Raw genomic sequence first — 23,263 nt, forward strand, 5'->3', positions numbered from 1 at the left:
CCCTTGTCAAATAACCCGGTGTTGAATCACCATATTTCTTCGCAATTTAATGAAGAGTTGCAGGATGTAAATACTAAATTTATGACCATGGGCGGCTTAGTTGAACAGCAAGTTGCCAATGGTATCCGTGCTTTATTAGATACCGATGCCAGTTTGGCGATTGATGTGCAATTTCAGGATAATATTGTCAATCGTTTAGAGACGGAAATTGATGAAGCCTTAACCCTGATTTTGGCGCGCCGTCATCCGGCTGCAATTGACTTGCGTATGGTAATAGCGATGTCTAAAGCCAATACTGATTTAGAACGTATTGGTGATGAAGCGGCAAAAATTGCACGTATTGCGCAAAATTTGTGTGAAGAAGGTAATTCCCCTCGCGGCTACATGGAAACCCGTCATATTGGTAATCAGGTGCGGGTAATGATTCATGATGCCTTGGATGCTTTTGCGCGTTTAGATATCGATCAAGCTTTGCGTGTATTACTTGCCGATGCCGATATTGACCGTGAATATCAATCTGCAACACGCACCTTAATGACCTATATGATTGAAGATCCGCGTCATATTTCACGGGTGATCAATGTGTTGTGGGTACTACGTTCCTTAGAACGGATTGGTGATCATGCGCGGAATATTTCTGAACAAGTCATTTATATAGTCAAAGGTTTAGACGTACGCCACACCAGTGTTGAAGAAATTGAAGAAAAAGTCCAAGAGCGCTAATTTCTAAATCAATTCTCAAAAAAGCCTCAACCTAGATTGAGGCTTTTTTATCAGTATCAGATTCACTAAAACCAAATTTAAATCACAGACTCCAAACAGACGTTGTTTCTAACTATGTGTTTCTTCCTCAGAATCCTCCTCAAAAGTTTTGGCAATCTTTTCAATGTTTAAACTCTTGGCCATAGCATCAAAAATTTCTTTATATACACCCTCTTGGTGATAGAGCGCATCATGTTCGCCGTGTTCGGCAATGCAGCCTTCTTTCATCACATAGGTGTAATCGGCATCAATTATTTGCGACAAACTATGCGAAATCATAATCACGGTTCGTCCTTGTTTGATTTGATCCAGACTTTGTTTAATTTGCTCCGAGGCAATCGCATCTAAACTGGCAGTCGGTTCATCCAGAAAAATAATCGGTGGGTTCTTTAAGAACATTCGGGCAAGTGCAATCCGTTGTTGTTGTCCGCCTGAAAGCATCAAGGCATCGGCATCATAAGCATGGGGAAGCTGTAAAATTTGCTCATGAATTGAGGCTTTTTGGGCCGCAGTCATAACATCTTCTAGACTGGCATCGGTTTGACCATAGCGAATATTCTCAAAAATAGAACCTTGGAAAATATGATTCTTTTGCAGTACCAAACCAATATGGTCACGTAGATAGTGAGTGTCGATGTCTTCTAAATTTATGCCATCGAGTTGAATCTCCCCAGCCGCGGGTTGATAAAATTTATCCAATAAGCTGATCAAGGTCGATTTCCCCGCACCCGATAAACCGACCAAAGCGGTGATTTTATTCGGTTGAATCACTAGATTGATGTTCTTTAATGCATGAAGGCCATTAGGATAATAAAATTCGACATTTTTAAGTTCGAACTTGCCTGTAATAACAGGTTTTTGTGCACCACTTGGCTCAATTTCATGATCGGCTTCTAAAATTTTAAAGAAGCTTTCTGAGTAAATCATCGCGTCATTCACTTCATCATAAATACGGTGCAAGGAACGAATCGGGGCAGAGACATTATTGAACAACAGCACATGGTACATAATCATACCAATACTCATTTGCCCATCCAGCACAAAATAAGCGGTTAAAATGATGATCAGCACAATACCAATCTGTTCTATAAAGGTTTTTAAACCGTCAAACAGAAAACTGGTTTGCCGGGTCTGCATCTGATTGTTGGTCAGTTCTTTTTGGAGTTTGAGCTGTTTGTCGGATTCAATCGATTCGCGATTAAAAGATTTAATCACGGTAATCGAGGTGATAATGCTTAAAATGCCTTGGCTCTTTTTTTCACGTCCATCGCGCAGATTACGTCGCCATCCCCCCAGTTTTTGTGCCTGTTTATAGGTCAGCCAAAAATAAATGGGCACAATACTTAAAGCCACCAATCCAACATAGAAGTTGGCATAGAACATCAGCCCCAATGCCACAATCGCACTGGTAAATAACGGTAAAATATCAATAAAGAAGATTTGCACCAAGCGCGTTAGCGAACCAATACCGCGGTCGATACGAGTTTGTAATTTACCGGCCTGGTTATTGTCTTCATTAAAAAAAGTCAGGCGATAAGTCAGAAATTTTTCAATGATGCCTTGGGCTAAATCCTGCGAGACAAAAATTCTCAGTTTTTCGCCATAAAATTTTTGTCCAAATTGCACGAAAGCATTAATGACTTCTTTACCCAGCAAAATGGCAGAGATGGTGATTAGAATATGCCAGCCTTCTGAAAGTCCTGAACCTGTTTCAATCAGGCGATTAATACTATCAACGGCATATCTTAAAGTCAGTGCATTGACCTGTGCTGTGAAGGATCCAATCAGGGTTAAAATGAGGGTTGCAAGGACCAATAAGCGATAGGGACGGACAAAAGGTCGAAGTTTTTGAAATAAGTGCCATAAATTCATATGCAATTTTTTTATTGTTCAGCTTAATTTCAGTCTAAGCCTGATTTTCTGATGTCACAAGCGCATACAATGTTTTGAATTGTGAGCAGAAATAATTAGCTAAAATAAAAGTGAATATTACATTTATTTCTGACTGTGTATTTTGACCATGAACTTTGAATTGTTTGCACCGGAAGCTCAAGCCAATCTCTTGCCTTGTGACGGGATTGTAGAAGATTATGGCCTGATTTTAACACCTGAGCAGAGTGAAAAATATTTGCAGTATTTTTTAAGCAATTTAGCTTGGCAACATGACCAGGTATTTTTATTTGGCCAACACCATATCACCAAACGCCAAGTGGCTTGGTATGGCGATGAAAATTACCAATATCACTATTCAGGCACATTTAAGCAGGCACATCTGTGGAATCCTGCGTTATTTCGTTTAAAGCAGCATATTGAAAAATTGGTTGGACATTCGTTTAATTCCTGTTTGGCTAATCTGTATGAGGAGGGTACGCAGGGCCTAGGTTGGCATAGTGATGATGAAGCGACTTTAATCTCTGATACCGGACAAGAAACTGTAATTGCTTCTTTAAGTTTCGGTGCCACACGAAAATTCAGTTTTAAGCATAAAAATAAAGCTGCAAAAGTCGATGTGCTGTTACATAGTGGTCAGCTGATTGTGATGCGAGGCCAAACCCAGCAGTACTGGAAACATGCTTTAATGAAATCGACAAGAATAGTAGAACCACGGATTAATCTGACCTTCCGTTATTTTTTCTAAAGGGTAAAGGGATGCATTTAACCGGCTAAAAATAAGGCAAAAAAAAGCTCATGCATAGGCATAAGCTTTTCTCTGAGGATGTTGCTCAAATTGTCATGGAATACAATTGGCTACATGAAGAACAATAATCATATTATGAGAATAAATTAAATAATTCAATTATAAAGTATGCTTTATTTTGCGTAAATTGATATTTGGTTGAATTTTAACATCATTTTAAAGCTCATCATCTCTAGATAATTCAGCAAATTTCTTTTCAATCAATGCTGCATTTTCCTGCAAGATTTCGATCAGTTTCTGAAAATTAATAAATTCAAAGCGATTTCTAGAGCCTAATAAGGTCAAAGCTAAAGGCGGTTCTTTGCTGGAAAATTTCACCGGAATAGAAAGGCTGGCCAAATTCGGATCAACTTCTCCATTTGAGAAATAATAGCCCTGCTTTTTAATCTGTTTCATCTGTAACAGGAATTCTTCTTCGCTATGCGCAAATCCGACTTCAGAAAATTCAGTCGCAAAGCGCTGGTAATAATCCAAAATGCGCTGTTTGGGTAAGTGCGCCAGAATGACTTTGGCAGAGGAACCCTTATAGATAGGGCGAGGGCAACCACGGCCATAAATCAGGGTGGTCAAGTCTTTATACAGTTCATGATGAATATCGATACATGAATCATAATTCAAATGCGTGAGCAGACAGCCGAATTCAGTACGTTCCACAATTTGCTGCATAAACGGAATGCTAATTTGCACCAAAGGATCTGTGGTACGGGAAATATAGTCCAGTACTGCAATTTTAGTACCGAGGGTGTAGTCACCTGAAGTGCCACTTAAACGTTGTAATAATTCTGAGGATACGAGCTCTTTCAAATACCGGTAACTGGTGGGTTTAGATAGCCCTAATTCCTCACTAATGATATCGACATTAATGATAGGACGAGACACCGAAAACAGATCCAAAACGGTGAGAATCTTACCAAAACTAGAAATTGCCATAAGTACCTGCTTGGTCAAAGCATATAAAAAGAGAAAGTAATACGCATTACTTTATAACAAAAAAATAGCAAGAGCAGAGCTTTTGTTCAGACAACGCTGTATTTGTCAGTATTTAAAAATATTTTATTTCCAGCATGAGAAACTTAATGGTTATTGATTAAATATATTCTGTTAGTTTTAGCTACATTGTCATAATGAGCTATTATTTTTTGACTTATTGTAGTTTTTTTAAAAAATGTTCAAAATAAATATCTAATGATGAATTTTTAACCTTGTTAGATTAGCTGTTTCTTCTATTTTATTTCGAATAAAGAACGTGATGCGAAAATTTCTCCATTCATTTCTGATGACATGTTTGCACATGTACGCTTTTTGCACGATATAGCTTGAAGGTATATCGTGCACTTTAGTTGTCGTTAAAAAAAGTGTGGAGGAAGCATTAAACCTGAATTTGAGATAACCAATGCTGCTAACCAAACATTCGTCAGTGCCAATCCATACGCTGGCATGACCTCTTCAAAAAGGACTTGTCGGGTTTTGGGAACCTTGCTGGGTGCAATCGTCTCAATTGCAATCACCCCACTTTCGATGAATACATCAGGGTTATTTACTTTTTTCTTGACGAGTTGGGTGGGATTCTGCCTGTATACCTGACTGCTGGATAGAACACTACGCAGTTATATCCCTATGCTAATACCACGGTCATTATTTGCTACAACATTATTTCATGCCGATACGGTGTCTATCTTCTATATGGTCAAGTGGCCGCTTTCTATAAATCACTGTAAGTGAGGTCTGTAGTGCCATAATCAGCACGACCATTTTTCCGATGCACATCGGACCGGCAGTGGAAACTCATGTTTCAACAACAATCAGGATGCTAAAGCATTATTTGATCAAATATTGCTGAATCAAAAACAACTGCATAATTACAACCCGGTGTTGGGGAATATCACGCGGGATATCTTAGATATTCATGCAATAGCAGTACATTTATCAGATGAGAAATCTAGCCTTCAGTACATGACCAAACCGTTTCAGGAAATGTTGCTAACCGTATTGGTGGTAAATCTGGTGGCAATGTCTGAGCGCATGAAACAGCTCGATCAAATTGATCTGATATATCAGGTCAATCTAAAAAATGAGCCGAGTCATCGCGGTTATCTTTGTTGTACTTCATCTAAATAATTAAAAAAGCCATTCAATTTTGAATGGCTTTTTTAGCAATATTTTTTAGCAATTTATGGCCTAAGCCCTTCAGGGTTGCGATACCAGCTTTCAATAAACAGCGCAGCGGCAACACTATCTGCAGACAGTTTTTTAGCACGACCTTGGGCTTGATAATGCTCCAGTTCGTCACGAGCTTCACGCGTGGTCAGGCGTTCATCCACCATCAAGGTTTCAATATTGGTTTGATGGCGCAAACGGCGGGCAAACTTGCGTGAACGTACCGAAAGTTCAGATTCGCTATCATCCATATTCAACGGCAAACCCACTAAAAATAGAGTCGGTTGATACTGTTTCACAATTTTCAGTAATTCATCCCAGTTGGGAATACCGTCTTTCATCGGAAACAGGGCAAGCGGATTGGCACTTTCAATTAATGATTGACCGACCGCCATGCCCATTTTCTGTGTACCAAAATCGAATGCCATAATCAGCTGGAGTTGTGATGAATCAGGCATGTCCAATCTCTGATGAAAGCCAAGTGCGGTCTACGCCCATTTTCTTATAGGCAGCATCCCAACGGTCGTCGTAAGGTAAGTTAAAAATTAAATCCATATCTGAATCACAGATGAGCCAGTCGCCACGCGCCATTTCTGCTTCAAGTTGATTTTTGCCCCAACTCGCATAGCCCAAGGCAATTTGATAACGTCCAACGCCTTCATTATGTGCAATGGCATCTAAAATATCTTTAGATGTGGTGATACAGACATTTTCACCCACCGCAATGGATGAATGCCAGGTCGGTTGACCGGTATGCAGCACAAAGCCTGCTTCCGGGCGTAAAGGTCCACCCTGTAATACATCATGGGGATTGACATTATCCGCTTCAATTTCCAGATCGTTCAATAATTCTTTGATTGAAAGACCAGAAGGGCGGTTAATGATAATGCCTTGAGCACCATCTTCATCATGTCGTGCCAAATAAATCACGGTATTGGCGAAAAAATCATCGGCTGAATCAGGAGGTGCAATCAGACAGCGATGTGTCAGATATTGTTTAGTCATCTAAGCTATCCCCCCTTAAAATCAAAAAATCTGATTAAATTAATAATAATGCTTTTATAAGCAACTTACTAAACTAATTGAGTTTCGCCAATCATTTTTTGTGATTTAGCCTATAAACTTATACCTGATGAAACTTAAGTTGACGTAATTGCTTGGCATGTTGCAGGGTTGTGTCGTTAATTTCGACACCACCCGTCATACGCGCCAGCTCATCAATACGTTGTTCTTCGCTCAGGTCGATAATGGTGCTGCTTGCAGGATCAGTTTGGCGTTTCTTCACCAACAGGTGTTGATCTGATTGTGCTGCCACTTGAGCTTGATGGGTAATACATAAAATCTGTACATGTTGTGCTAAATCTGCCAATAAGCGTCCAACCATTTCTGCCGTACCGCCACTGATTCCGACATCAATTTCATCGAACACCAACACTTCAGATTCGGTTTTTTCAGCATTCATCACTTGCATGACCAAAGCAATACGTGACAGTTCACCACCAGAGGCTACACGTGCCAAGGGTTGTGCAGGAATGCCCTTATTTGCGGTAAACAGCAGTTGAATAAAGCTGAGACCTTCTGATGATGCTTGTTCCAAAGGTTCAAACTTGAATTCAAAATGGGCTTCAGGCAATGCCAGTTGTTTCACTTGTTCTGTGAGTTTTTTAGCTAAAGGACTCGCGGCTTCACGACGAATATCATCTAGGTGCTGAGCTTTGGCTAAAAAGTCTTGATGTGACAATTCTACTTGTTCAGCTAAAGTCTCAGGATCTTCCAGTTGATGGAGCTGTTCAAGTTCCGCCTGCCAGGCTTCATATTCTTCTTTTAGCGTTTCAGGTTGAGTACGATATTTACGCGCTAAACGGTGGAAGATTTCCAGTTGCAAGTTGAGCTCTTCCATGCGTTCAGGATCAAAACTTTGGCGGTCAATAAATTGATGTAAATTCGCCGTCGCATCAGCAAGTTCACTTTGTGCATTTACTAATGAATTATAAATTTCTGCGAGTAGCTCACTGCGACCGGCATGCGATTCCAAACGACGAATAATCGAAGAAACCTCTTGGGTGATATTTTGTTCAGCTTCATCCAGCGCATTTAAGCTATAGCTACAATCCAGCATGATATGTTCATGATGACTTAAACGGTCGAACTCTTGCTCAATCTCTTTATAGTCAATTTGAGTAATTTCTTCGAGTTCTTCAAGCTGTAATTCTAAAGTTTCAATCCGTTGTTTACGGGTTGCTTGCGCATCTAATGCAGCTTGATGCTGACGAATATCTTTTTGCCAGGTGCTATAGGCATCACGGACATCTTGTGCAGGTTGATAAAAGTTGTTGTAACGATCTAACCAATGCTTGGGATAAGGATGTTCCAGCAATTGTTGCTGACTGTGTTGGCTATACAGTTGCACCAGTAAACGACCAATTTCTTTCAGTTCAGCCAAGCTGCTCGGGCGACCATTAATCCACGCTTTACTGCGACCCGTCGCGAAAATCACTCGTCTTAAATGAATTTCGCCAGATTCATCATTTAACTCATGTGCTTTAAGCCATTCGGCTTCGGGACTTTGTTCTTTATAACTAAAAACAGCGGTGACATCGGCTTTATCTGAACCAAAACGGACGTAATTGGTATCGGTGCGCTCACCCAAACAGGCAGAGAGGGCATCCAGTAATAAAGATTTACCCGCACCTGTCTCACCGGTCAGGACATTGAAACCTGGTTCAATATCAATGGCTAAATGATCGGCTAAAGCGAAATTGATCAGAGTTAAGTGTGTCAGCATAAACGCATCCGAGCTGCGAAAAGTTTTAATCTAAGATAGTGAAATTTTGTTTTGGTCACAAGCCAGCTTTTATTTTAAGATGACGTAAAACATTACTATTTTACCTGATATTTATAATGAAAATACCTTTTACTGAAGATACGTTATAAAAACAATCTCTGCTTCAATTGAATTCAATATTACTACGGTATTAGGTTGCAGGTAGCCAAGCCTGCGAGAAGAGAATCTAACGCAGATAAACCTCTATCAGTCACGCTCAAATAATCTGGATGATTTTTATCTGCATAATAATTTGATTTTATGGATAGTTTTAAGAAATTATATTTTCATACTGTTAAAAAATACTTCGCAAACTAGGCAAATATCTATCAATACAAATCATGGATCAGTATTTCTTGATAACTATCTGGGGTCGAAGTTTAAATACTGAATTGAGCCATACTGCTAGGCTTTAGGTGTATAGCAAATTGCTTGGCTGATTGTCATTGTTTTGGTACAACATTTGCTGCGTGGAAAAGCAAATAGACCTTTAGTCGATGAAGTACAAAAACTTATTTGTGCTTATGCTAAGGTTGATTTAGACTCTCGCAAACTTGTGGTAAATCTTCCTCTGATTGATGTAGAAAAATAACTGCAACAATTTGTAAAATATTGATTTAGCCGTATGAAACACCGATTGATTAGTTGAATGCAGGCCTTTAAACTACATCAATCAAAAATTATAAATGCGCATTATCTGGAGAATACGCATGTCAAATCAGTTTGATCATGTTTCTGTTATCAAAAAATCGAATGTTTACTTCGGCGGTTCATGTATTAGTCATACCGTGCAATTCGAAGATGGCACAAAAAAGACACTAGGGGTAATTTTACCGACTGAACAAGCACTGACTTTCGAAACTCATGTCCCTGAACGTATGGAAATTATTTCAGGGGAATGTCGTGTACAAATCGCGGATAAAATCGAGAGTGAATTGTTCCGTGCAGGACAGTCTTTTTATGTCCCAGGCAATAGCCGTTTTAAAATTGAAACCGATGAAGTGCTCGATTATGTTTGCCATTTAGAAGGCTAAGCATAAGTCGGATTAAGGCAAAGAAATTTTAGCCTGAATCAGTTAAACTAGATTTAAGCATCAATCCTGTAAAGTCAGCTTTGCAGGATTTTTCTTTTTTGCATTGTATACATATATTTTAGAGGCCGTTCATGGCAAAAACCGAATATTTTTATGGCGTTCACTCAGTGGAGTCATTACTTGAGCTTGAGCCAGAGCGTGTACTTACTTTATTTACGCTAAAAGGTCGTGACGATCAGCGTTTGAAAAACGTTTTGGCTTTGGCTGATCCTTTTGGAATCAGTGTACAACAGGCCAGTCGTGACAAACTGGAAAAATTGGCGGGTCAGCCTTTTCATCAGGGGGTGGTTGCTGCAGTTCGTCCGCATCCGACATTGAATGAGCAAGATCTGGATGATTTGCTGAAACAAAATCCTCAAGCACTGTTGTTGGCTTTAGACCAAGTCACTGATCCACATAACCTGGGTGCTTGTATTCGTACAGCAGCGGCTATGGGTGTTGAAGCAGTGATTGTATCGCGTGATCGTTCTGCAAGCTTAACCCCGACAGCACGTAAAATTGCCGCAGGCGGCGCAGAGAAAGTGAAGTTTATTCAAGTAACCAATCTTGCTCGTACCTTGGGTAACATCAAAGATGAATTCAATGTGCGTGTTGTCGGCACCATGCTGGATGAAAAAGCATTACCGGTGCAACAGTTTGATTTCACCGGAACAGGGGTATGTGTAGTGATGGGCGCTGAAGATACAGGCTTGCGTCCAATTACCCAGTCCCAGTGCGATCAGACGGTTTACATCCCTATGGCAGGAAACCTGCAAAGTTTGAATGTGAGTGTGGCAACAGGTATGGCTTTGTATGAAGCTTGCCGCCAGCGTAATGTGTAATTTTATTATCTAAATTTAAAAAGTTGTTTGCTATGTCTCCCCGGTCTCAAGGTTATCTCTATGTCGCCATTACCATGTGCATCTGGGGGGGATTTACCATTACTTCCCGCTTAAATGCACAGTGGGGAATCAGTGCTTGGGATATCACGGCTTTACGTTTTGCTCTGGCATTTTGTATTTTAATGCCGATTCTGATCTATAAAAAAGACCTCGCCTTTTTGTGGAAAAAAGAACCGTTTCTTTTGGCAATGATTGGCGGGGTAGGATATTGCCTGACCTCGTATACTGCATTTCACTATGTCCCTGCAGCACATGCGGCGATTTTTCTGAATGGTTGTATTCCTTTATGTACCGCAGTAGCCGCATTTTTGCTGTTTAAACAGCCTTTTGATCAGCATATCCAGATTAGTCTGGGTATTATGTTGACTGCAATTGCTGCCATGAGTTTTTTAATGTATCAGGAAACCGGTATCGCTTTTGGTTTTGGCGACATGCTGTTCTTCTTGAGTGCAATCTGGTGGGGTGTTTTTACCGTGCTATTGCGGCAATGGAAACTTTCTGCATGGCATTCTATGGCCGGTGTTGCAATCTGGTCGGCAATTGTATATGTGCCGATTTATTTAATATTTTTACCAAAAAATTTAACTGAACCTGAGCCGCTCCATTTACTGATGCAGGTGATTTTTCACGGCATTTTTGTGGTGATTGTGGCAACACTGACTTATGTCGAAGCCATCAAGCGACTGGGTGCATTTAAGACCGGCAGTATCGTGACTTTGGCCCCGTTTATGGCAGCAATTTTAGCTGTGCCGCTTTTAGGTGAACCCTTAAGTCTGGCGATTATCTGTGGCTTGATTGGGATGGCGATTGGTGCTTTGCAGCCGTGGCGCTGGCTTATGCATAAAGACAGTTTACAGCAGCAACTGGATCAACAAAAAAAGCAGTCTTAATCGGCTGCTTTTTTTTGCTTGCTGTGTTGTAAATAAGCGTTATGCAGCGGTTTTAAATGCGCATATAAATGGTCAAGATGTCCGTCATTCAGCACGATATCATTGGCTAAACTTCGTTTTTTTTGCCGTGACATTTGTGCCTGAATAATTTTCTGAATTTGTTCAATCGATTGCCCATCACGTTGGCTGGCGCGCTGAATTTGTAATTCTTCAGTCGCATCAATGAGTAACGTATGATCAGTTAATTCATGTTGATTGGTTTCAAAGAGCAGTGGAGAAACCAGAATTACATAGGAACTGGTTGCAGCCTGAAGTTGTTGAATAATCGATTGACGAATAGCAGGGTGGGTGATGCTTTCCAGCACTTTACGCGCGTTTGGATCTTTGAAAATATGTTCACGTAAAGCCTGGCGATTCAGTTCTCCATTGCCTAAAAGAACCCAATCCCCAAAAGCCGCGTGAATTTGTTGTAACGCAGGTTGTCCTTTTTCTACAATCTGACGTGCCACAACATCCGCATCCACAACGGTGATTCCTTGCGCTTCAAACCATGTACTTGCGGCCGATTTTCCGCTGCCAATACCGCCTGTTAAACCCAAGATAAACGTCATGTACTCACCCAAAAATTATTGTCCTAAATAAACTTTCATAATCTGCTCACCCCAAATAAACGCAATCCAACCTGCAATAGCAATATAAGGACCAAAAGCAAAAGGCTGATTTTCTTTACGGATTTTGAGCAAAATAATGCCAATGATTGCTCCGACCATGGATGAAAGCAGTACAATTAAAGGCAGCATTAAAGGTCCCATCCAGGCACCTAAAGCCGCCAGTAGCTTGAAGTCTCCATAGCCCATGCCTTCCTTACCGGTAATGAGTTTAAACAGGTAATACACAATCCAAAGACACAAGAAGCCAATAATATAGCCCCAGACTGCAGACGTAGGAGAGGTATAAATAGCATAACTATTAATGCCTAAACCTAGTGCTGCTAAAGTCAGGGTATAACGATCCGGTAGAAGCTGAGTATCAAAATCAATAAAGGTGAGTGCGATAAGCATCCAAGTTAAAAGCAAACCAAAGAGCATTTGTAAGGTTGGTCCGAAGACTGCAACAATCACCAATGAACATATGGCAGTGAGTAGCTCAATCAATGGATAGCGAATGCTGATTGGATTTTTGCAAGAGCCGCATTTACCACCTAAAACTAGCCAACTGATGACAGGAATATTTTGATACCAGCGAATTTCAGTATGGCATTTAGGGCAAGTTGAAGCCGGTTTGCTTAAGCTAAGTTTAGATTCATCAATGATCGGTTGTTCGGGATGCAAAAACAATTGGCAATCAGTATGCCATTCTTGTTCCATCATTTTTGGTGTGCGGTAGATCACGACATTCAAAAAACTACCAATACAGAGACTAAAAAGCCCAACTGCAAGATAAAGCGCAGTTGGGTTATTTGCAAAATAATCAATCAATTCTTGCATTAAACGACTGAACCCATTTGGAAAATTGGCAGGTACATGGCAATAACTAGACCACCAACGAGGACGCCAAGTACAGCCATAATTAAAGGTTCCATCATTGAGGTTAAGCCATCGACGGCATTATCGACTTCATTTTCAAAATGAGTCGCCACTTTATCCAGCATACTGTCGAGAGCACCTGACTCTTCACCAATCGCGACCATTTGCACGGCCATGGATGGAAATTTGTTGGTTACACGCATTGCAAATTGCAATTGTTGACCAGTGGCGACATCATCGCGAATTTTCATCACCGCTTCTTCATAGACACAATTGTTGGTTGCACCAGCGGTCGACTCTAAAGCATCAATTAAAGGTACACCGGCAGCAAATGTGGTTGCTAAAGTACGACTGTAACGCGCAATAATGGCTTTATAAACCAAGTCACCAAAAATAGGAGCTTTAAGCGCTGCTTTATCGAGAAAATCACGAAATTTTTTACTGCGTTTTTTTGCTTCCATAAAACCGGCAATAATGGCACCAATGACAATAATCAGCACAAACCAGTATTTCTGCATCCATTCCGACATATTCACGACCATCTTAGTAAATGCCGGTAAATCTGCACCAAATGAGCTAAACAATTCCTGGAATACGGGAACGACTTTGACCATCAAAATAATGGTCACCACAAGTGCAACGACAATCACAGCCATAGGATATTTCATGGCCTTTTTAATTTTTTGCTTTAAAAGTTCACTTTTTTCTTTATAAATGGCGACCCGATCAAGCATGGTTTCCAATGCACCGGACTGTTCACCGGACTCAACGAGTGAGCAAAATAAGTTATCAAAATATTGAGGATATTTTTTAAGTGCACCTGCAAAGGTATTCCCGCCTTCCACTTCACCCTTAATGCCTAACACCACTTCACGCATAGATGGGTTCTCTAAGCCTTCTGCAACAATTTCAAAGCTTTGTACTAAAGGCACACCCGCTTTCATCATGGTCGCCAATTGACGCGTGAAAATAGTGATATCGAGTGTGGATACCTTTTTTTTCATTAAGCCTTCGAGAATATTTTTTCTCTTTTCCCGAATCGTCTTAATGGTAATTCCCTGCTTACGCAAAGTCACTTTCGCAAGTGCCATGTTACGTGCAGGCAATTCTCCTTTCAGTTTTTCCCCTTTACGATCAACCCCTTCATAACTGAAGGTTGGCATCATCTGTGCTTTTTTGACAGCCATGAATTTATCCTTATTTTTAAATGCTTGATCTATTCACTAGTCACGCGATTGACTTCTTGAAGAGAAGTCACCCCCTGCATGACCTTAATTAATCCTGAACGACGTAAATTATTAAACCCCGATTTTAAAGATGCTGCTGCAATTTCAAGTGCATTGCCATCTTCCATAATAATTTTCGAAATTTCAGGTGTCACTTTCATGACTTCATAAATACCGACACGACCCTTATAACCTTCACGACATTCTGAACAGCCGACAGGTTGATATACTTGAAAATCTGGATGTTTAAGATCTTCTTCTTTAAATCCCATTTCCAATAAACTTGGTTCTGGAACATCAGCAGGAATTTTACATTGTGGACATAAACGTCGAGCTAAACGTTGTGCAATCACCAAGTTTACAGAGGTGGCAATGTTAAAGGAAGGTACGCCCATATTCCTTAAGCGCGTCAATGTTTCAGGTGCACTGTTGGTGTGGAGCGTTGACATCACCATATGACCCGTCTGAGCCGCTTTAATGGCAATTTCTGCCGTTTCTAAATCTCGGATCTCACCGACCATCACAATATCAGGATCTTGACGCAGGAATGACTTGAGGGCAGCAGAGAAGGTTAAGCCCACTTTAGCATTGACATTGACCTGATTGATCCCTTCCAGGTTAATTTCCACCGGATCTTCTGCCGTTGAAATGTTGGTATCTTCACGATTGAGAATATTTAAACCTGTATATAAAGAAACCGTTTTACCAGAACCGGTCGGGCCTGTAATCAATAGCATGCCTTGCGGTTTGTCCAGAGCTTGCATAAATAACTCTTTTTGCTCGGGTTCATATCCTAACGCGTCAATACCCAGCATCGCACTTGATGGATCTAGAATACGCAGTACCAGTTTTTCTCCAAATAGGGTAGGGAGTGAGTTAACACGAAAGTCAATCGCTTTGGATTTTGAAAGTTTAAGTTTAATACGGCCATCTTGCGGTAAGCGCTTTTCAGAAATATCCATTTGAGACATAACTTTTAAGCGCGAGGCTAAACGTGTCGCGAGTTGTAATGGTGGGGTGGCAATTTGACGTAGAACACCATCGACGCGATAGCGAACACGATAACTTTTTTCATAGGGTTCAAAATGTAAATCTGAAGCGCCCATACGAATGGCATCAATTAATAATTTATTAATATATTTAACAATGGGGGCTTCGTCACCTTGTGGACCATCGTCTTCGTCTTCTTTTTGGCTGAGGTCTTCTTGCTCAAGATTTAGATCGATATCATCATCAGAGAATTCAAAGGTATCTGCTTCGGCAAAGTTTTGTTCAATCAGTTTGGTTAATTTTTGATGTTCGACAATGATCGCTTCAATATTCATTTTACTACTGAAGCGGATTGCATCCATGGCATCCATATTGGTGGGATTGCTGGTGGCGACATAGAGTAAATTGCCACGTTTAAAAATAGGTAAAACCCGATGTTTGGTAATTATTTTTTCATCAATTCCTTCGCGGATAATTTGTGCAGAATCATATACGCTGAGGTCAAAAAGAGGTTCCCCAAACTCTTGAGAAATTTTCTCGGCAATATCCAAGGAGGAAAGTTTTAATTGATCAATTAAAAAAGGAACAATATCTTGATTGGCTTTTTTTGCACTTAATACTACATTCTGCATATTTTCAGCAGAAACTAAGCCATCTTCAACCAAACGGCGAATAAAACCAGTAAATCTTGGTGAACCTTGTAATGCTGTCATGCTTTAATATGCCTGCTCAATCAATTTGTTTATAATTGGTATTTTTAAATTATACTTTTGTTATATAAAAATACCATATCTGAAAACGTTGTCATCTAGATGATATTAGATAAAACCTTGAACCAGTCGTAATTACATGGAGAAGTTTTTCTAGAGAATGCCAGAATAACGTGTAAAAAATAATAATGACATAAAAAGCCATGTGAAAATTTTCTAAAAAATATTGAATTCCGTGTAGAATATGCGCGGTTAAATGAATTGTTTTTAATAGGTTACTGTATGTCGGGTTCGGCTATTACTCCTTGGGTTGTTGGCAATTGGAAAATGAACCCAATGCAGGCAGACGCCAAAGAGCTGATCAAAAGTTTTAAAAAATTATTGCAAGATAATGAAATTAAAGAAGAAGAATGTCGTATAGGTGTTGCGCCTACCATGCTAGCCTTGGCCAGTGTTCAAGCAGAATTGGCAAGTTCAGTACGCACTATTGATACCGTTGCACAGAATATTTCTTGCATAGCAGGTACGGGTGCCTATACCGGTGAAGTGAGTGCTGAACTGCTAAAAGATCATAAAATTGAATTTGTACTGATTGGTCACTCTGAGCGTCGTGAGATCTTTAGCGAAACTGCACAAATACTGAATGAAAAAGTTAAAAATGCTTTAAATGCAGGATTGACCATTATTTACTGCGTAGGTGAAAGCCTGGAGCAACGTGAAAATGGTCAAGCAGAGCAGGTGGTATTGCAACAAATCTGTGATATTGCCGCAGTGGTTCAAGCTGAACAGTGGCAAAAGATTGTGATTGCCTATGAACCAATCTGGGCAATTGGCACCGGTAAAACGGCTTCCCCAGAAGATGCACAAGCCATGCATGCCAAAATTCGTGAAGGCTTAACTCAAATTACATCGTTCGGTCCAGGCATTGCTATTCTGTATGGCGGTAGTGTTAAAGCTGAAAATGCAGTAGAGTTGGCTGCCTGTCCAGATATTAATGGTGCGCTGGTGGGTGGTGCATCTTTAAATGCAGAGTCTTTCTATAAAATTGCTCAGGCTTTTGCAAATACAAAATAATTAGGAGTTCAGCATGCAAACTTTTGTGCTGGTGGTACATATTATCTTAGCCATTTTAATGATTGTATTGATTCTGGTACAACATGGTAAAGGTGCAGATGCAGGCGCATCATTTGGTGGCGGCGGTGCTGCGACTGTATTTGGTGCCTCAGGTTCAGCGAATTTCATGACTCGCTTAACGGGTATTTTGACAGCTTTATTTTTTGTCACCAGTTTAACTTTAGCAGTGTTTGCGAAAAAACAAACCACAGATGCTTATAGCTTGAAATCAGTGCAAACCACTACGACTGCCCCTGTGAATTCGAATGAAACTTCGCCAGTCGCACCGAAAACAGGTGAATAACCCGATTTAGTTCTTTCTTTTTGAACTTGATCCGACTAGAATGCGACACAGCTGCGGTGGTGGTGGAATTGGTAGACACGCTACCTTGAGGTGGTAGTGCCTTCGGGCGTGGGGGTTCAAGTCCCCCCTTCCGCACCAACTTGTAATCCAGAACATAAGTTGGTGTTGTGCAGCAAATCTGTTGATGCGGGATGGAGCAGTCTGGTAGCTCGTCGGGCTCATAACCCGAAGGTCGTTGGTTCAAATCCAGCTCCCGCTACCAATACTATTTAGAAGCAAACTAAATAGACGATTTAAATAATATTTAAATGGTGATTGATTTTTGCATGTTGTTGCGGGATGGAGCAGTCTGGTAGCTCGTCGGGCTCATAACCCGAAGGTCGTTGGTTCAAATCCAGCTCCCGCTACCACTTTTTGATTAGGGTGCAACTTAATCAAGCAACCATTGAACATTTTTTGATTGAAAATGCTCAATGAATTGTATATAATTTTTGCACGTTGTTGCGGGATGGAGCAGTCTGGTAGCTCGTCGGGCTCATAACCCGAAGGTCGTTGGTTCAAATCCAGCTCCCGCTACCAAGTTTCTAAAAGGCTCACAAAAATGGTGGGCCTTTTTGCACAGTGGACTTTGGTTTTTCTGTGTACACAGGGGCGATTACGCCCTTTTTTATTGGCTATCGTGTAGTGTCGACATCCATTGGTCAAATTGTCATGTTTCACTACTAATATAGTTGAGTTAGTCTGAACTGGTCACAGTGACCATTGAATCGCACAACAATGACGAGAGTAAATGAAGCTATCAAATAAAACTCAAGCACTCCAAGATCTTATAGCTCCTGCAGTGCAAGCTTGTAATGTAGAACTTTGGGGAATCGAATTTATTCCTCAGGGTAAGCGTTCTTTATTACGTATCTATATTGATAAAACCAACGAAAACAACACGCAACCTGTCATGAATGAAGATGGCGAGCTTGAACAAGGTCAGGGCATTGGCGTACAAGACTGTGTTCGCGTAACCCAGCAAGTAGGCGCAATGCTTGATGTGCATGATCCAATTTCTGGTGAATACTCACTTGAAGTGTCTTCTCCGGGATGGGATCGTCCTTTCTTCCAGCTTGCGCAAATGCCAGCCTATATTGGACAGCAAATTGCTTTACGTCTGATCAGTGCTGTAGAGAACCGTCGTAAATTCCAAGCGAAACTGATTGCTGTTGATCTTGAGAATGAAATCATTCAAGTCGAAGTTGAAAATCAACACGTACTTGAAATCGACAGTCATAATATCGACAAATCAAATTTGATCTTTCAAGATTAATTCATTCAATCAATAAGAATCTGAACGAATAGGTGACTTATGGCTCGTGAAATTCTTACCGTAGTAGAAACGGTTAGTAACGAAAAAGGTGTAAGTCGTGATGCAATTTTTGAAGCGCTTGAACAAGCTTTAGTTGCTGCGACTAAAAAGAAATTTTACGAAGGCACCCATGCAGAAGAAGCACGTTTACGTGTGGAAATCGATCGTAAGACGGGTGACTACCGTACTTTCCGTCAATGGGAAGTGGTGGCTGACGAAGATCACGAAATGCCTGCTTGTCAGGATGCAATCTCGGATCTTGACCCAGAACAATGGGCAATCGGTGATGTCCGTGAGCTTGAAGTTGAGTCGATTGACTTCGGTCGAATTGCTGCACAAATTGCGAAACAAGTGATTGTGCAAAAAATTCGTGAAGCTGAGCGTGCTTTAGTCGCTGATGCATATGAATCTAAAGTTGGTGAACTTATCTACGGTGAAGTGAAAAAACAAACCAAAGATGGCTTCATTATTGACTTAGGTGACAATGCTGAAGCATATCTTGCTCGTGAAGAAATGATTCCTAAAGAAATTCTTCGTCCTAAGCAACGTATGAGCGCCATTTTATATAGCGTGAATCGTGAAGGTCGTGGCGCACAATTATTATTGTCACGTGCGCGCCCTGAAATGCTGATTGCGTTGATGAAAAAAGAAATTCCTGAAATTTCTGAAGAAATCATTGAAATTAAAGCAGCTGCACGCCAACCGGGTGTTCGTGCTAAAATTGCTGTGAAAACCAACGATCATCGTATTGACCCTGTGGGTGCATGTATTGGTATGCGTGGTACACGTATCCAAGCGGTACAATCAGAATTGAATGGTGAACGTATTGATGTGGTGGTATGGTCTGATGATCCAGCACAGTATATTGCTAGCGCTTTAGAGCCTGCTGATGTATCCAGTATTGTGATTGATGAAGATGTCCATAGCGCAGATATTATTTTTGCAGCAACGGATCAGTTGGCACGTGCCATTGGGTCACAAGGTCAAAATGTTCGTTTAGCATCTGAATTGACTGGCTACAAATTGGAGATGATGCTCGAAGATGAATTCTACGCGCGTCAACAAAATGAAGCTCAACAATATCTCGACATGTTTGTGACACGTTTAGATATTGAAGAAGATTTAGCAATGGCTTTGGTTGAAATGGGCTTCACTTCTCTTGAAGAAATTGCTTATGTTCCAGCTGAAACATTCGATGAAATTGAGTTAGATGCTGAAACTGTTGAATTATTGCAAAGCCGTGCGAAAGAAATTACCTTGGCTGATGCTTTAAGACAACAAGAAGACATCCAAGAACCAAGTGCAGAACTCGTTGCAATGGCTGGGATGACACAGGAAATCGCGTATGCACTTGCAGCTCGCGGTGTGGTAACAGTAGATGATTTGGCAGACCAAGCAACGGACGATATTGCAGATATTGAAGGTTTAGGTGCTGAAAAAGCGGGCCAATTCATTATGAAAGCGCGCGAATCATGGTTTAACTAGGAGGAAATATATGCCGGACAAGTCGATTAAAGAGTTAGCTCTCAGCGTAGAACGTCCTGTTGAGAAGCTCCTAGAGCAGGTTCGTGACGCAGGTTTACCACAACGTAAAGCTGACGATATTATTTCCACTGAACAACAAAATACTCTCGTTAACCATTTGAAGAAAATTCATGGTCAAAACGATGGGAATGCAGGAAAAATCACGTTGAAACGTAAAACAACCAGTACGGCTAAAGTGGCAAGTACATCAGGTAAGGCGAAAACTATTAATGTAGAAGTTCGCAAGAAGCATACATTTACCAAGCCAGACCCTGAACAGATTAAAGCTGAAGCATTGGCTAAAGCGCAAGCTGACAAACAAGCGCAAGGGACTGTTGAAACTAAATCAGCAGAACCTAAAGCGACTCCAGCACAATCTTCTGGTGCGAGCAAAGCATTAGAAGCAATGCGTGCTGCTGCTAAGCAAACCAGCGATAAGCAAGAAGTTTCCAAGGCTGCTGTTGTGGTAACGCGTAAGTCGAACAACAAACCGATTGTGAAGCAGACGGTTAAGCAAGTTGAAACAGCTGAACAGAAAAAAGTACGTGAAGCTCAATCAGCGCAATTAAAAGCAGTTGAAGAAGCAGCACGTCGTAAATCGGCTGAAGAAGCTCAACAACGTACGCTTGAACAAATGCGTCAGATGGCGTCTAAGTACACCTCTGAAGATACCACTGCAACAATTCGTGTGGTCGATGATTCTCCATTGGCGGCCGGTCTTGTTGGTCAGGCTTATGAAGATTCATTTGCGAAAGAAGACCGCGAAATCAAACGTGGTACCAATACGCCAACTGCACGTGCACCGAAAAAAGGTGGACGTCGTGGTCAAGAAGAGCAAAGCTTCAGTAAACAGCCTAAACGTGGTTTAAAAACCAGTCAAGGCAACAAGCATGGTTTTGAAAAACCTGTTAAAAAACAAATTTATGATGTTGAAATTGGTGAAACCATTGTTGTTGCTGACTTGGCTGCGAAAATGGCAATCAAGGTTCGCGAAGTCATCAAATCACTCATGAAAATGGGTGAGCTTGTGACTCAGAACCAAGCGATTGAGCAAGAAATTGCAGCACTCGTGGTTGAAGAAATGGGTCATAACCCAGTTCTAGTTTCTGATACTCAAGCTGAAGATAACTTACTTGAAGCAGCTGAAGAAGCGCGTGGCGTTCAAACCACTCGTGCGCCAGTTGTAACCATCATGGGTCATGTTGACCATGGTAAAACATCGCTTCTTGACCGTATTCGTCGTACCAAAGTGGCTGCGGGCGAAGCGGGCGGTATCACACAGCATATCGGTGCATATCACGTTAAAACGGATAAAGGCATTATCACTTTCTTAGACACACCGGGACACGCAGCGTTTACTTCAATGCGTTCACGTGGTGCGAAAGCAACTGATATCGTGGTTCTGGTTGTTGCAGCTGATGATGGTGTAATGCCACAAACTGCAGAAGCAATTGATCATGCTCGTGCTGCAGGTACGCCAATCATTGTTGCAATCAACAAGATGGATAAAGAATCTGCCGATCCAGATCGCGTATTGAATGAATTGACTGCGAAACAGATCGTACCTGAACAATGGGGCGGTGACGTACCTGTAGCCATGGTTTCTGCACATTCTGGCCAAGGTATTGATGAACTGCTTGACCTTATTTTAATTCAATCAGAATTGCTTGAATTGAAAGCATCTGAAGAAGGTGCTGCGCAAGGTGTGGTCATTGAAGCGCGTGTAGACAAAGACCGCGGTGCAGTTGCTTCTATTCTTGTACAAAACGGTACATTGAATGTTGGTGATTTAGTGCTGGCTGGTGCATCTTATGGTCGTGTTCGTGCGATGGTAGATGAAAACGGTAAACGTGTTAAATCAGCAGGACCTTCAATTCCAGTAGAAATCTTGGGTCTTCCTGAAGCGCCAATGGCAGGTGACGAAGTTCTTGTTGTTAACGATGAGAAAAAAGCACGTGAAGTCGCTGATGCACGTATGTCTCGTGAACGTGAAAAACGTCTTGAGCGTCAAAGTGCAATGCGTCTTGAAAACATCATGGCGTCTATGGGCAAAAAAGATGTTCCTTATGTGAACGTTGTGCTTAAAACTGATGTACGCGGTACATTGGAAGCATTGACTGTAGCATTGCAGGCATTGGCTACTGATGAAGTACGCGTTCGTGTAATTGGTTCTGGTGTTGGTGCAATTACCGAGTCTGACGTTACCCTTGCGGAATCTTCTGAAGCAGTTCTGCTTGGCTTTAACGTACGTGCAGATACTACAGCACGTCAAAAAGCGGATGCAGACGGTATCGACATTCGTTACTACAGCATCATCTATGAATTAATTGATGACGTGAAAGCAGCGATGAGCGGTAAGTTGGCTCCTGAGCATCGTGAAACGATTCTGGGTGTGGCTCAAGTACGTGAAGTATTCCACTCAAGTAAATTTGGTGCGGCTGCGGGCTGTATGGTGCTTGAAGGTATGTTGCATCGTAATAAACCAATCCGTGTCCTTCGTGATGACGTGGTTGTGTTCCAAGGTGAGCTTGAATCTCTTCGTCGCTATAAAGAAGTGGTTGAAGAAGTTCGTGCCGGTATGGAATGTGGTCTTGCGGTGAAAGGCTATAAAGACATCAAAGCACTCGATAAGATCGAAGTGTACGATGTTCAATTGATTAAACGGAGTCTTTAATGGCGGGTAGTCAGCGTCTTAAGCGTATGGGTGATTCAGTTCAGCGCGAGTTGTCTGAACTGATTCGTCAGGAGCTGAAAGATCCGCGCTTAGGTGGTCTTGTGACCATCTCTGCGGTGAAAGTTAGCGCAGACTTAGGATATGCCGAAGTTTATGTGACTGTAATGGGTCGTGAACTTGGTGATGACCAAAGCGAAGCCGCGAACAAAGAAACTTTAGATGTATTAAATAAAGCATCTGGGTTCTTGCGTCACGAATTGAGTCGTCGTATCAAGACACGTATTACGCCACGTTTGCGTTTCCATTATGACAAAACCAATGCTTACGGCAATTATATGTTTGGTCTGATTGCAGAAGCAGTGAAGGATTTACCGCCTGCTGAAGCAAAGCAAGATGATGAATAATTGATGTCATAAAAAAGCCACCTTCGGGTGGCTTTTTTTTATTTAGACGGTTTTTAATAATTTAATGCTTTTATTTTTAATTTAAATAACTGATTTATATAACTAATTTAAAGACTGTTTTAAAGGATTTGA

General features: G+C 41.2%; 22 protein-coding genes and 4 tRNA genes. 17 read left to right on the forward strand and 9 right to left on the reverse strand.

Translation table 11 applies throughout. The features are described 5' to 3' along the window. Positions 1-3: 3 nt before the first annotated feature. A complete protein-coding gene (gene phoU / locus ACP69Y_RS11430; protein ID WP_425918507.1) occupies positions 4-723 on the forward strand; it encodes a phosphate signaling complex protein PhoU in 720 nt (239 codons plus the stop codon). Between the two features lie 108 nt (positions 724-831). Here the strand turns inward: phoU and ACP69Y_RS11435 are convergent, their stop codons facing one another. After that, on the reverse strand, positions 832-2,634 hold the full coding sequence (locus ACP69Y_RS11435) for an ABC transporter ATP-binding protein (protein WP_425918508.1): 1,803 nt from the start codon (positions 2,632-2,634) through the stop codon (positions 832-834). Positions 2,635-2,782: 148 nt separating this feature from the next. Between ACP69Y_RS11435 and ACP69Y_RS11440 the strand changes: the two genes are divergently transcribed. Then, entirely contained in the window at positions 2,783-3,400 is a 618-nt protein-coding gene (locus tag ACP69Y_RS11440) for an alpha-ketoglutarate-dependent dioxygenase AlkB family protein (RefSeq protein ID WP_425918509.1), read from the forward strand. Between the two features lie 216 nt (positions 3,401-3,616). On the opposite strand, the gene ACP69Y_RS11445 is transcribed toward ACP69Y_RS11440, so the two are convergent. Further along, on the reverse strand, positions 3,617-4,390 hold the full coding sequence (locus ACP69Y_RS11445; protein ID WP_425918510.1) for an IclR family transcriptional regulator: 774 nt from the start codon (positions 4,388-4,390) through the stop codon (positions 3,617-3,619). Between the two features lie 456 nt (positions 4,391-4,846). Between ACP69Y_RS11445 and ACP69Y_RS11450 the strand changes: the two genes are divergently transcribed. Then, positions 4,847-5,044 (forward strand): FUSC family protein, encoded by a 198-nt coding sequence (locus ACP69Y_RS11450; protein WP_425918561.1) that lies wholly within the window; start codon positions 4,847-4,849, stop codon positions 5,042-5,044. Between the two features lie 249 nt (positions 5,045-5,293). After that, positions 5,294-5,578 (forward strand): hypothetical protein, encoded by a 285-nt coding sequence (locus ACP69Y_RS11455; RefSeq protein ID WP_425918511.1) that lies wholly within the window; start codon positions 5,294-5,296, stop codon positions 5,576-5,578. Positions 5,579-5,631: 53 nt separating this feature from the next. On the opposite strand, the gene ruvX is transcribed toward ACP69Y_RS11455, so the two are convergent. The 3 genes from ruvX to recN all read right to left on the reverse strand — a co-directional run bounded on the left by ruvX (position 5,632) and on the right by recN (position 8,402). Next, positions 5,632-6,075, reverse strand: coding sequence for a Holliday junction resolvase RuvX (gene ruvX, locus ACP69Y_RS11460; RefSeq protein WP_425918512.1), 444 nt, complete (start codon positions 6,073-6,075; stop codon positions 5,632-5,634). Continuing rightward, positions 6,068-6,622, reverse strand: a complete 555-nt coding sequence (locus ACP69Y_RS11465) for a YqgE/AlgH family protein (protein WP_425918513.1) — start codon at positions 6,620-6,622, stop codon at positions 6,068-6,070. The genes ruvX and ACP69Y_RS11465 overlap by 8 nt, the downstream gene beginning before the upstream one ends. Before the next feature lie 118 nt (positions 6,623-6,740). Then, complete coding sequence (gene recN, locus ACP69Y_RS11470) at positions 6,741-8,402, reverse strand: DNA repair protein RecN (protein ID WP_425918514.1); 1,662 nt, start codon at positions 8,400-8,402, stop codon at positions 6,741-6,743. A 749-nt stretch (positions 8,403-9,151) separates the two neighbouring features. Between recN and ACP69Y_RS11475 the strand changes: the two genes are divergently transcribed. The 3 genes from ACP69Y_RS11475 to ACP69Y_RS11485 all read left to right on the forward strand — a co-directional run bounded on the left by ACP69Y_RS11475 (position 9,152) and on the right by ACP69Y_RS11485 (position 11,306). Continuing rightward, positions 9,152-9,475 (forward strand): pyrimidine/purine nucleoside phosphorylase, encoded by a 324-nt coding sequence (locus ACP69Y_RS11475; RefSeq protein WP_067866108.1) that lies wholly within the window; start codon positions 9,152-9,154, stop codon positions 9,473-9,475. Between the two features lie 131 nt (positions 9,476-9,606). Further along, positions 9,607-10,356 carry a 23S rRNA (guanosine(2251)-2'-O)-methyltransferase RlmB gene (gene rlmB / locus ACP69Y_RS11480; RefSeq protein ID WP_425918515.1) on the forward strand — a complete coding sequence of 250 codons (750 nt, stop codon included), beginning with the start codon at positions 9,607-9,609 and terminating at the stop codon, positions 10,354-10,356. A 32-nt stretch (positions 10,357-10,388) separates the two neighbouring features. Further along, positions 10,389-11,306: a DMT family transporter gene (locus ACP69Y_RS11485; protein WP_425918516.1), complete on the forward strand. Its 918-nt coding sequence runs from the start codon at positions 10,389-10,391 to the stop codon at positions 11,304-11,306. Here ACP69Y_RS11485 and coaE read toward each other — a convergent pair. Genes coaE through pilB form a run of 4 tightly spaced genes read right to left on the reverse strand, consistent with a single transcriptional unit; the run spans position 11,303 to position 15,761 of the window. Then, on the reverse strand, positions 11,303-11,917 hold the full coding sequence (gene coaE, locus ACP69Y_RS11490) for a dephospho-CoA kinase (RefSeq protein ID WP_425918517.1): 615 nt from the start codon (positions 11,915-11,917) through the stop codon (positions 11,303-11,305). The genes ACP69Y_RS11485 and coaE overlap by 4 nt on opposite strands. 15 nt (positions 11,918-11,932) lie before the next feature. Beyond that, positions 11,933-12,793, reverse strand: a complete 861-nt coding sequence (locus ACP69Y_RS11495; RefSeq protein ID WP_425918518.1) for a prepilin peptidase — start codon at positions 12,791-12,793, stop codon at positions 11,933-11,935. After that, positions 12,793-14,019 carry a type II secretion system F family protein gene (locus ACP69Y_RS11500; RefSeq protein WP_407303216.1) on the reverse strand — a complete coding sequence of 409 codons (1,227 nt, stop codon included), beginning with the start codon at positions 14,017-14,019 and terminating at the stop codon, positions 12,793-12,795. The genes ACP69Y_RS11495 and ACP69Y_RS11500 overlap by 1 nt, the downstream gene beginning before the upstream one ends. Before the next feature lie 29 nt (positions 14,020-14,048). Next, positions 14,049-15,761: a type IV-A pilus assembly ATPase PilB gene (gene pilB / locus ACP69Y_RS11505; RefSeq protein WP_425918519.1), complete on the reverse strand. Its 1,713-nt coding sequence runs from the start codon at positions 15,759-15,761 to the stop codon at positions 14,049-14,051. A gap of 279 nt (positions 15,762-16,040) precedes the next feature. Here pilB and tpiA point away from each other — a divergent pair, with 279 nt between their 5' ends. The 10 genes from tpiA to ACP69Y_RS11555 all read left to right on the forward strand — a co-directional run bounded on the left by tpiA (position 16,041) and on the right by ACP69Y_RS11555 (position 23,131). Next, positions 16,041-16,832: a triose-phosphate isomerase gene (gene tpiA, locus ACP69Y_RS11510; protein WP_425918520.1), complete on the forward strand. Its 792-nt coding sequence runs from the start codon at positions 16,041-16,043 to the stop codon at positions 16,830-16,832. A gap of 13 nt (positions 16,833-16,845) precedes the next feature. Further along, entirely contained in the window at positions 16,846-17,175 is a 330-nt protein-coding gene (gene secG / locus ACP69Y_RS11515; RefSeq protein WP_425918521.1) for a preprotein translocase subunit SecG, read from the forward strand. A 53-nt stretch (positions 17,176-17,228) separates the two neighbouring features. Beyond that, positions 17,229-17,313, forward strand: a tRNA-Leu gene (locus tag ACP69Y_RS11520). Between the two features lie 47 nt (positions 17,314-17,360). Further along, positions 17,361-17,437 (forward strand) — tRNA-Met (locus ACP69Y_RS11525). A 71-nt stretch (positions 17,438-17,508) separates the two neighbouring features. Further along, a tRNA-Met gene (locus ACP69Y_RS11530) sits at positions 17,509-17,585 on the forward strand. 92 nt (positions 17,586-17,677) lie between these two features. Continuing rightward, positions 17,678-17,754: transfer RNA gene (locus ACP69Y_RS11535), tRNA-Met, on the forward strand. 211 nt (positions 17,755-17,965) lie between these two features. After that, positions 17,966-18,490 carry a ribosome maturation factor RimP gene (gene rimP, locus ACP69Y_RS11540; RefSeq protein WP_425918522.1) on the forward strand — a complete coding sequence of 175 codons (525 nt, stop codon included), beginning with the start codon at positions 17,966-17,968 and terminating at the stop codon, positions 18,488-18,490. 39 nt (positions 18,491-18,529) lie between these two features. Continuing rightward, positions 18,530-20,014, forward strand: a complete 1,485-nt coding sequence (gene nusA, locus ACP69Y_RS11545; protein WP_425918523.1) for a transcription termination factor NusA — start codon at positions 18,530-18,532, stop codon at positions 20,012-20,014. Between the two features lie 10 nt (positions 20,015-20,024). Beyond that, on the forward strand, positions 20,025-22,727 hold the full coding sequence (gene infB / locus ACP69Y_RS11550; protein ID WP_425918524.1) for a translation initiation factor IF-2: 2,703 nt from the start codon (positions 20,025-20,027) through the stop codon (positions 22,725-22,727). Then, positions 22,727-23,131, forward strand: coding sequence for a ribosome-binding factor A (locus ACP69Y_RS11555; RefSeq protein WP_131216036.1), 405 nt, complete (start codon positions 22,727-22,729; stop codon positions 23,129-23,131). Before infB ends, ACP69Y_RS11555 begins: the two co-directional genes overlap by 1 nt. Positions 23,132-23,263 lie beyond the last annotated feature (132 nt).

This window comes from Acinetobacter sp. TSRC1-2, assembly GCF_049895885.1.
Taxonomy (GTDB): Bacteria; Pseudomonadota; Gammaproteobacteria; order Pseudomonadales; family Moraxellaceae; genus Acinetobacter.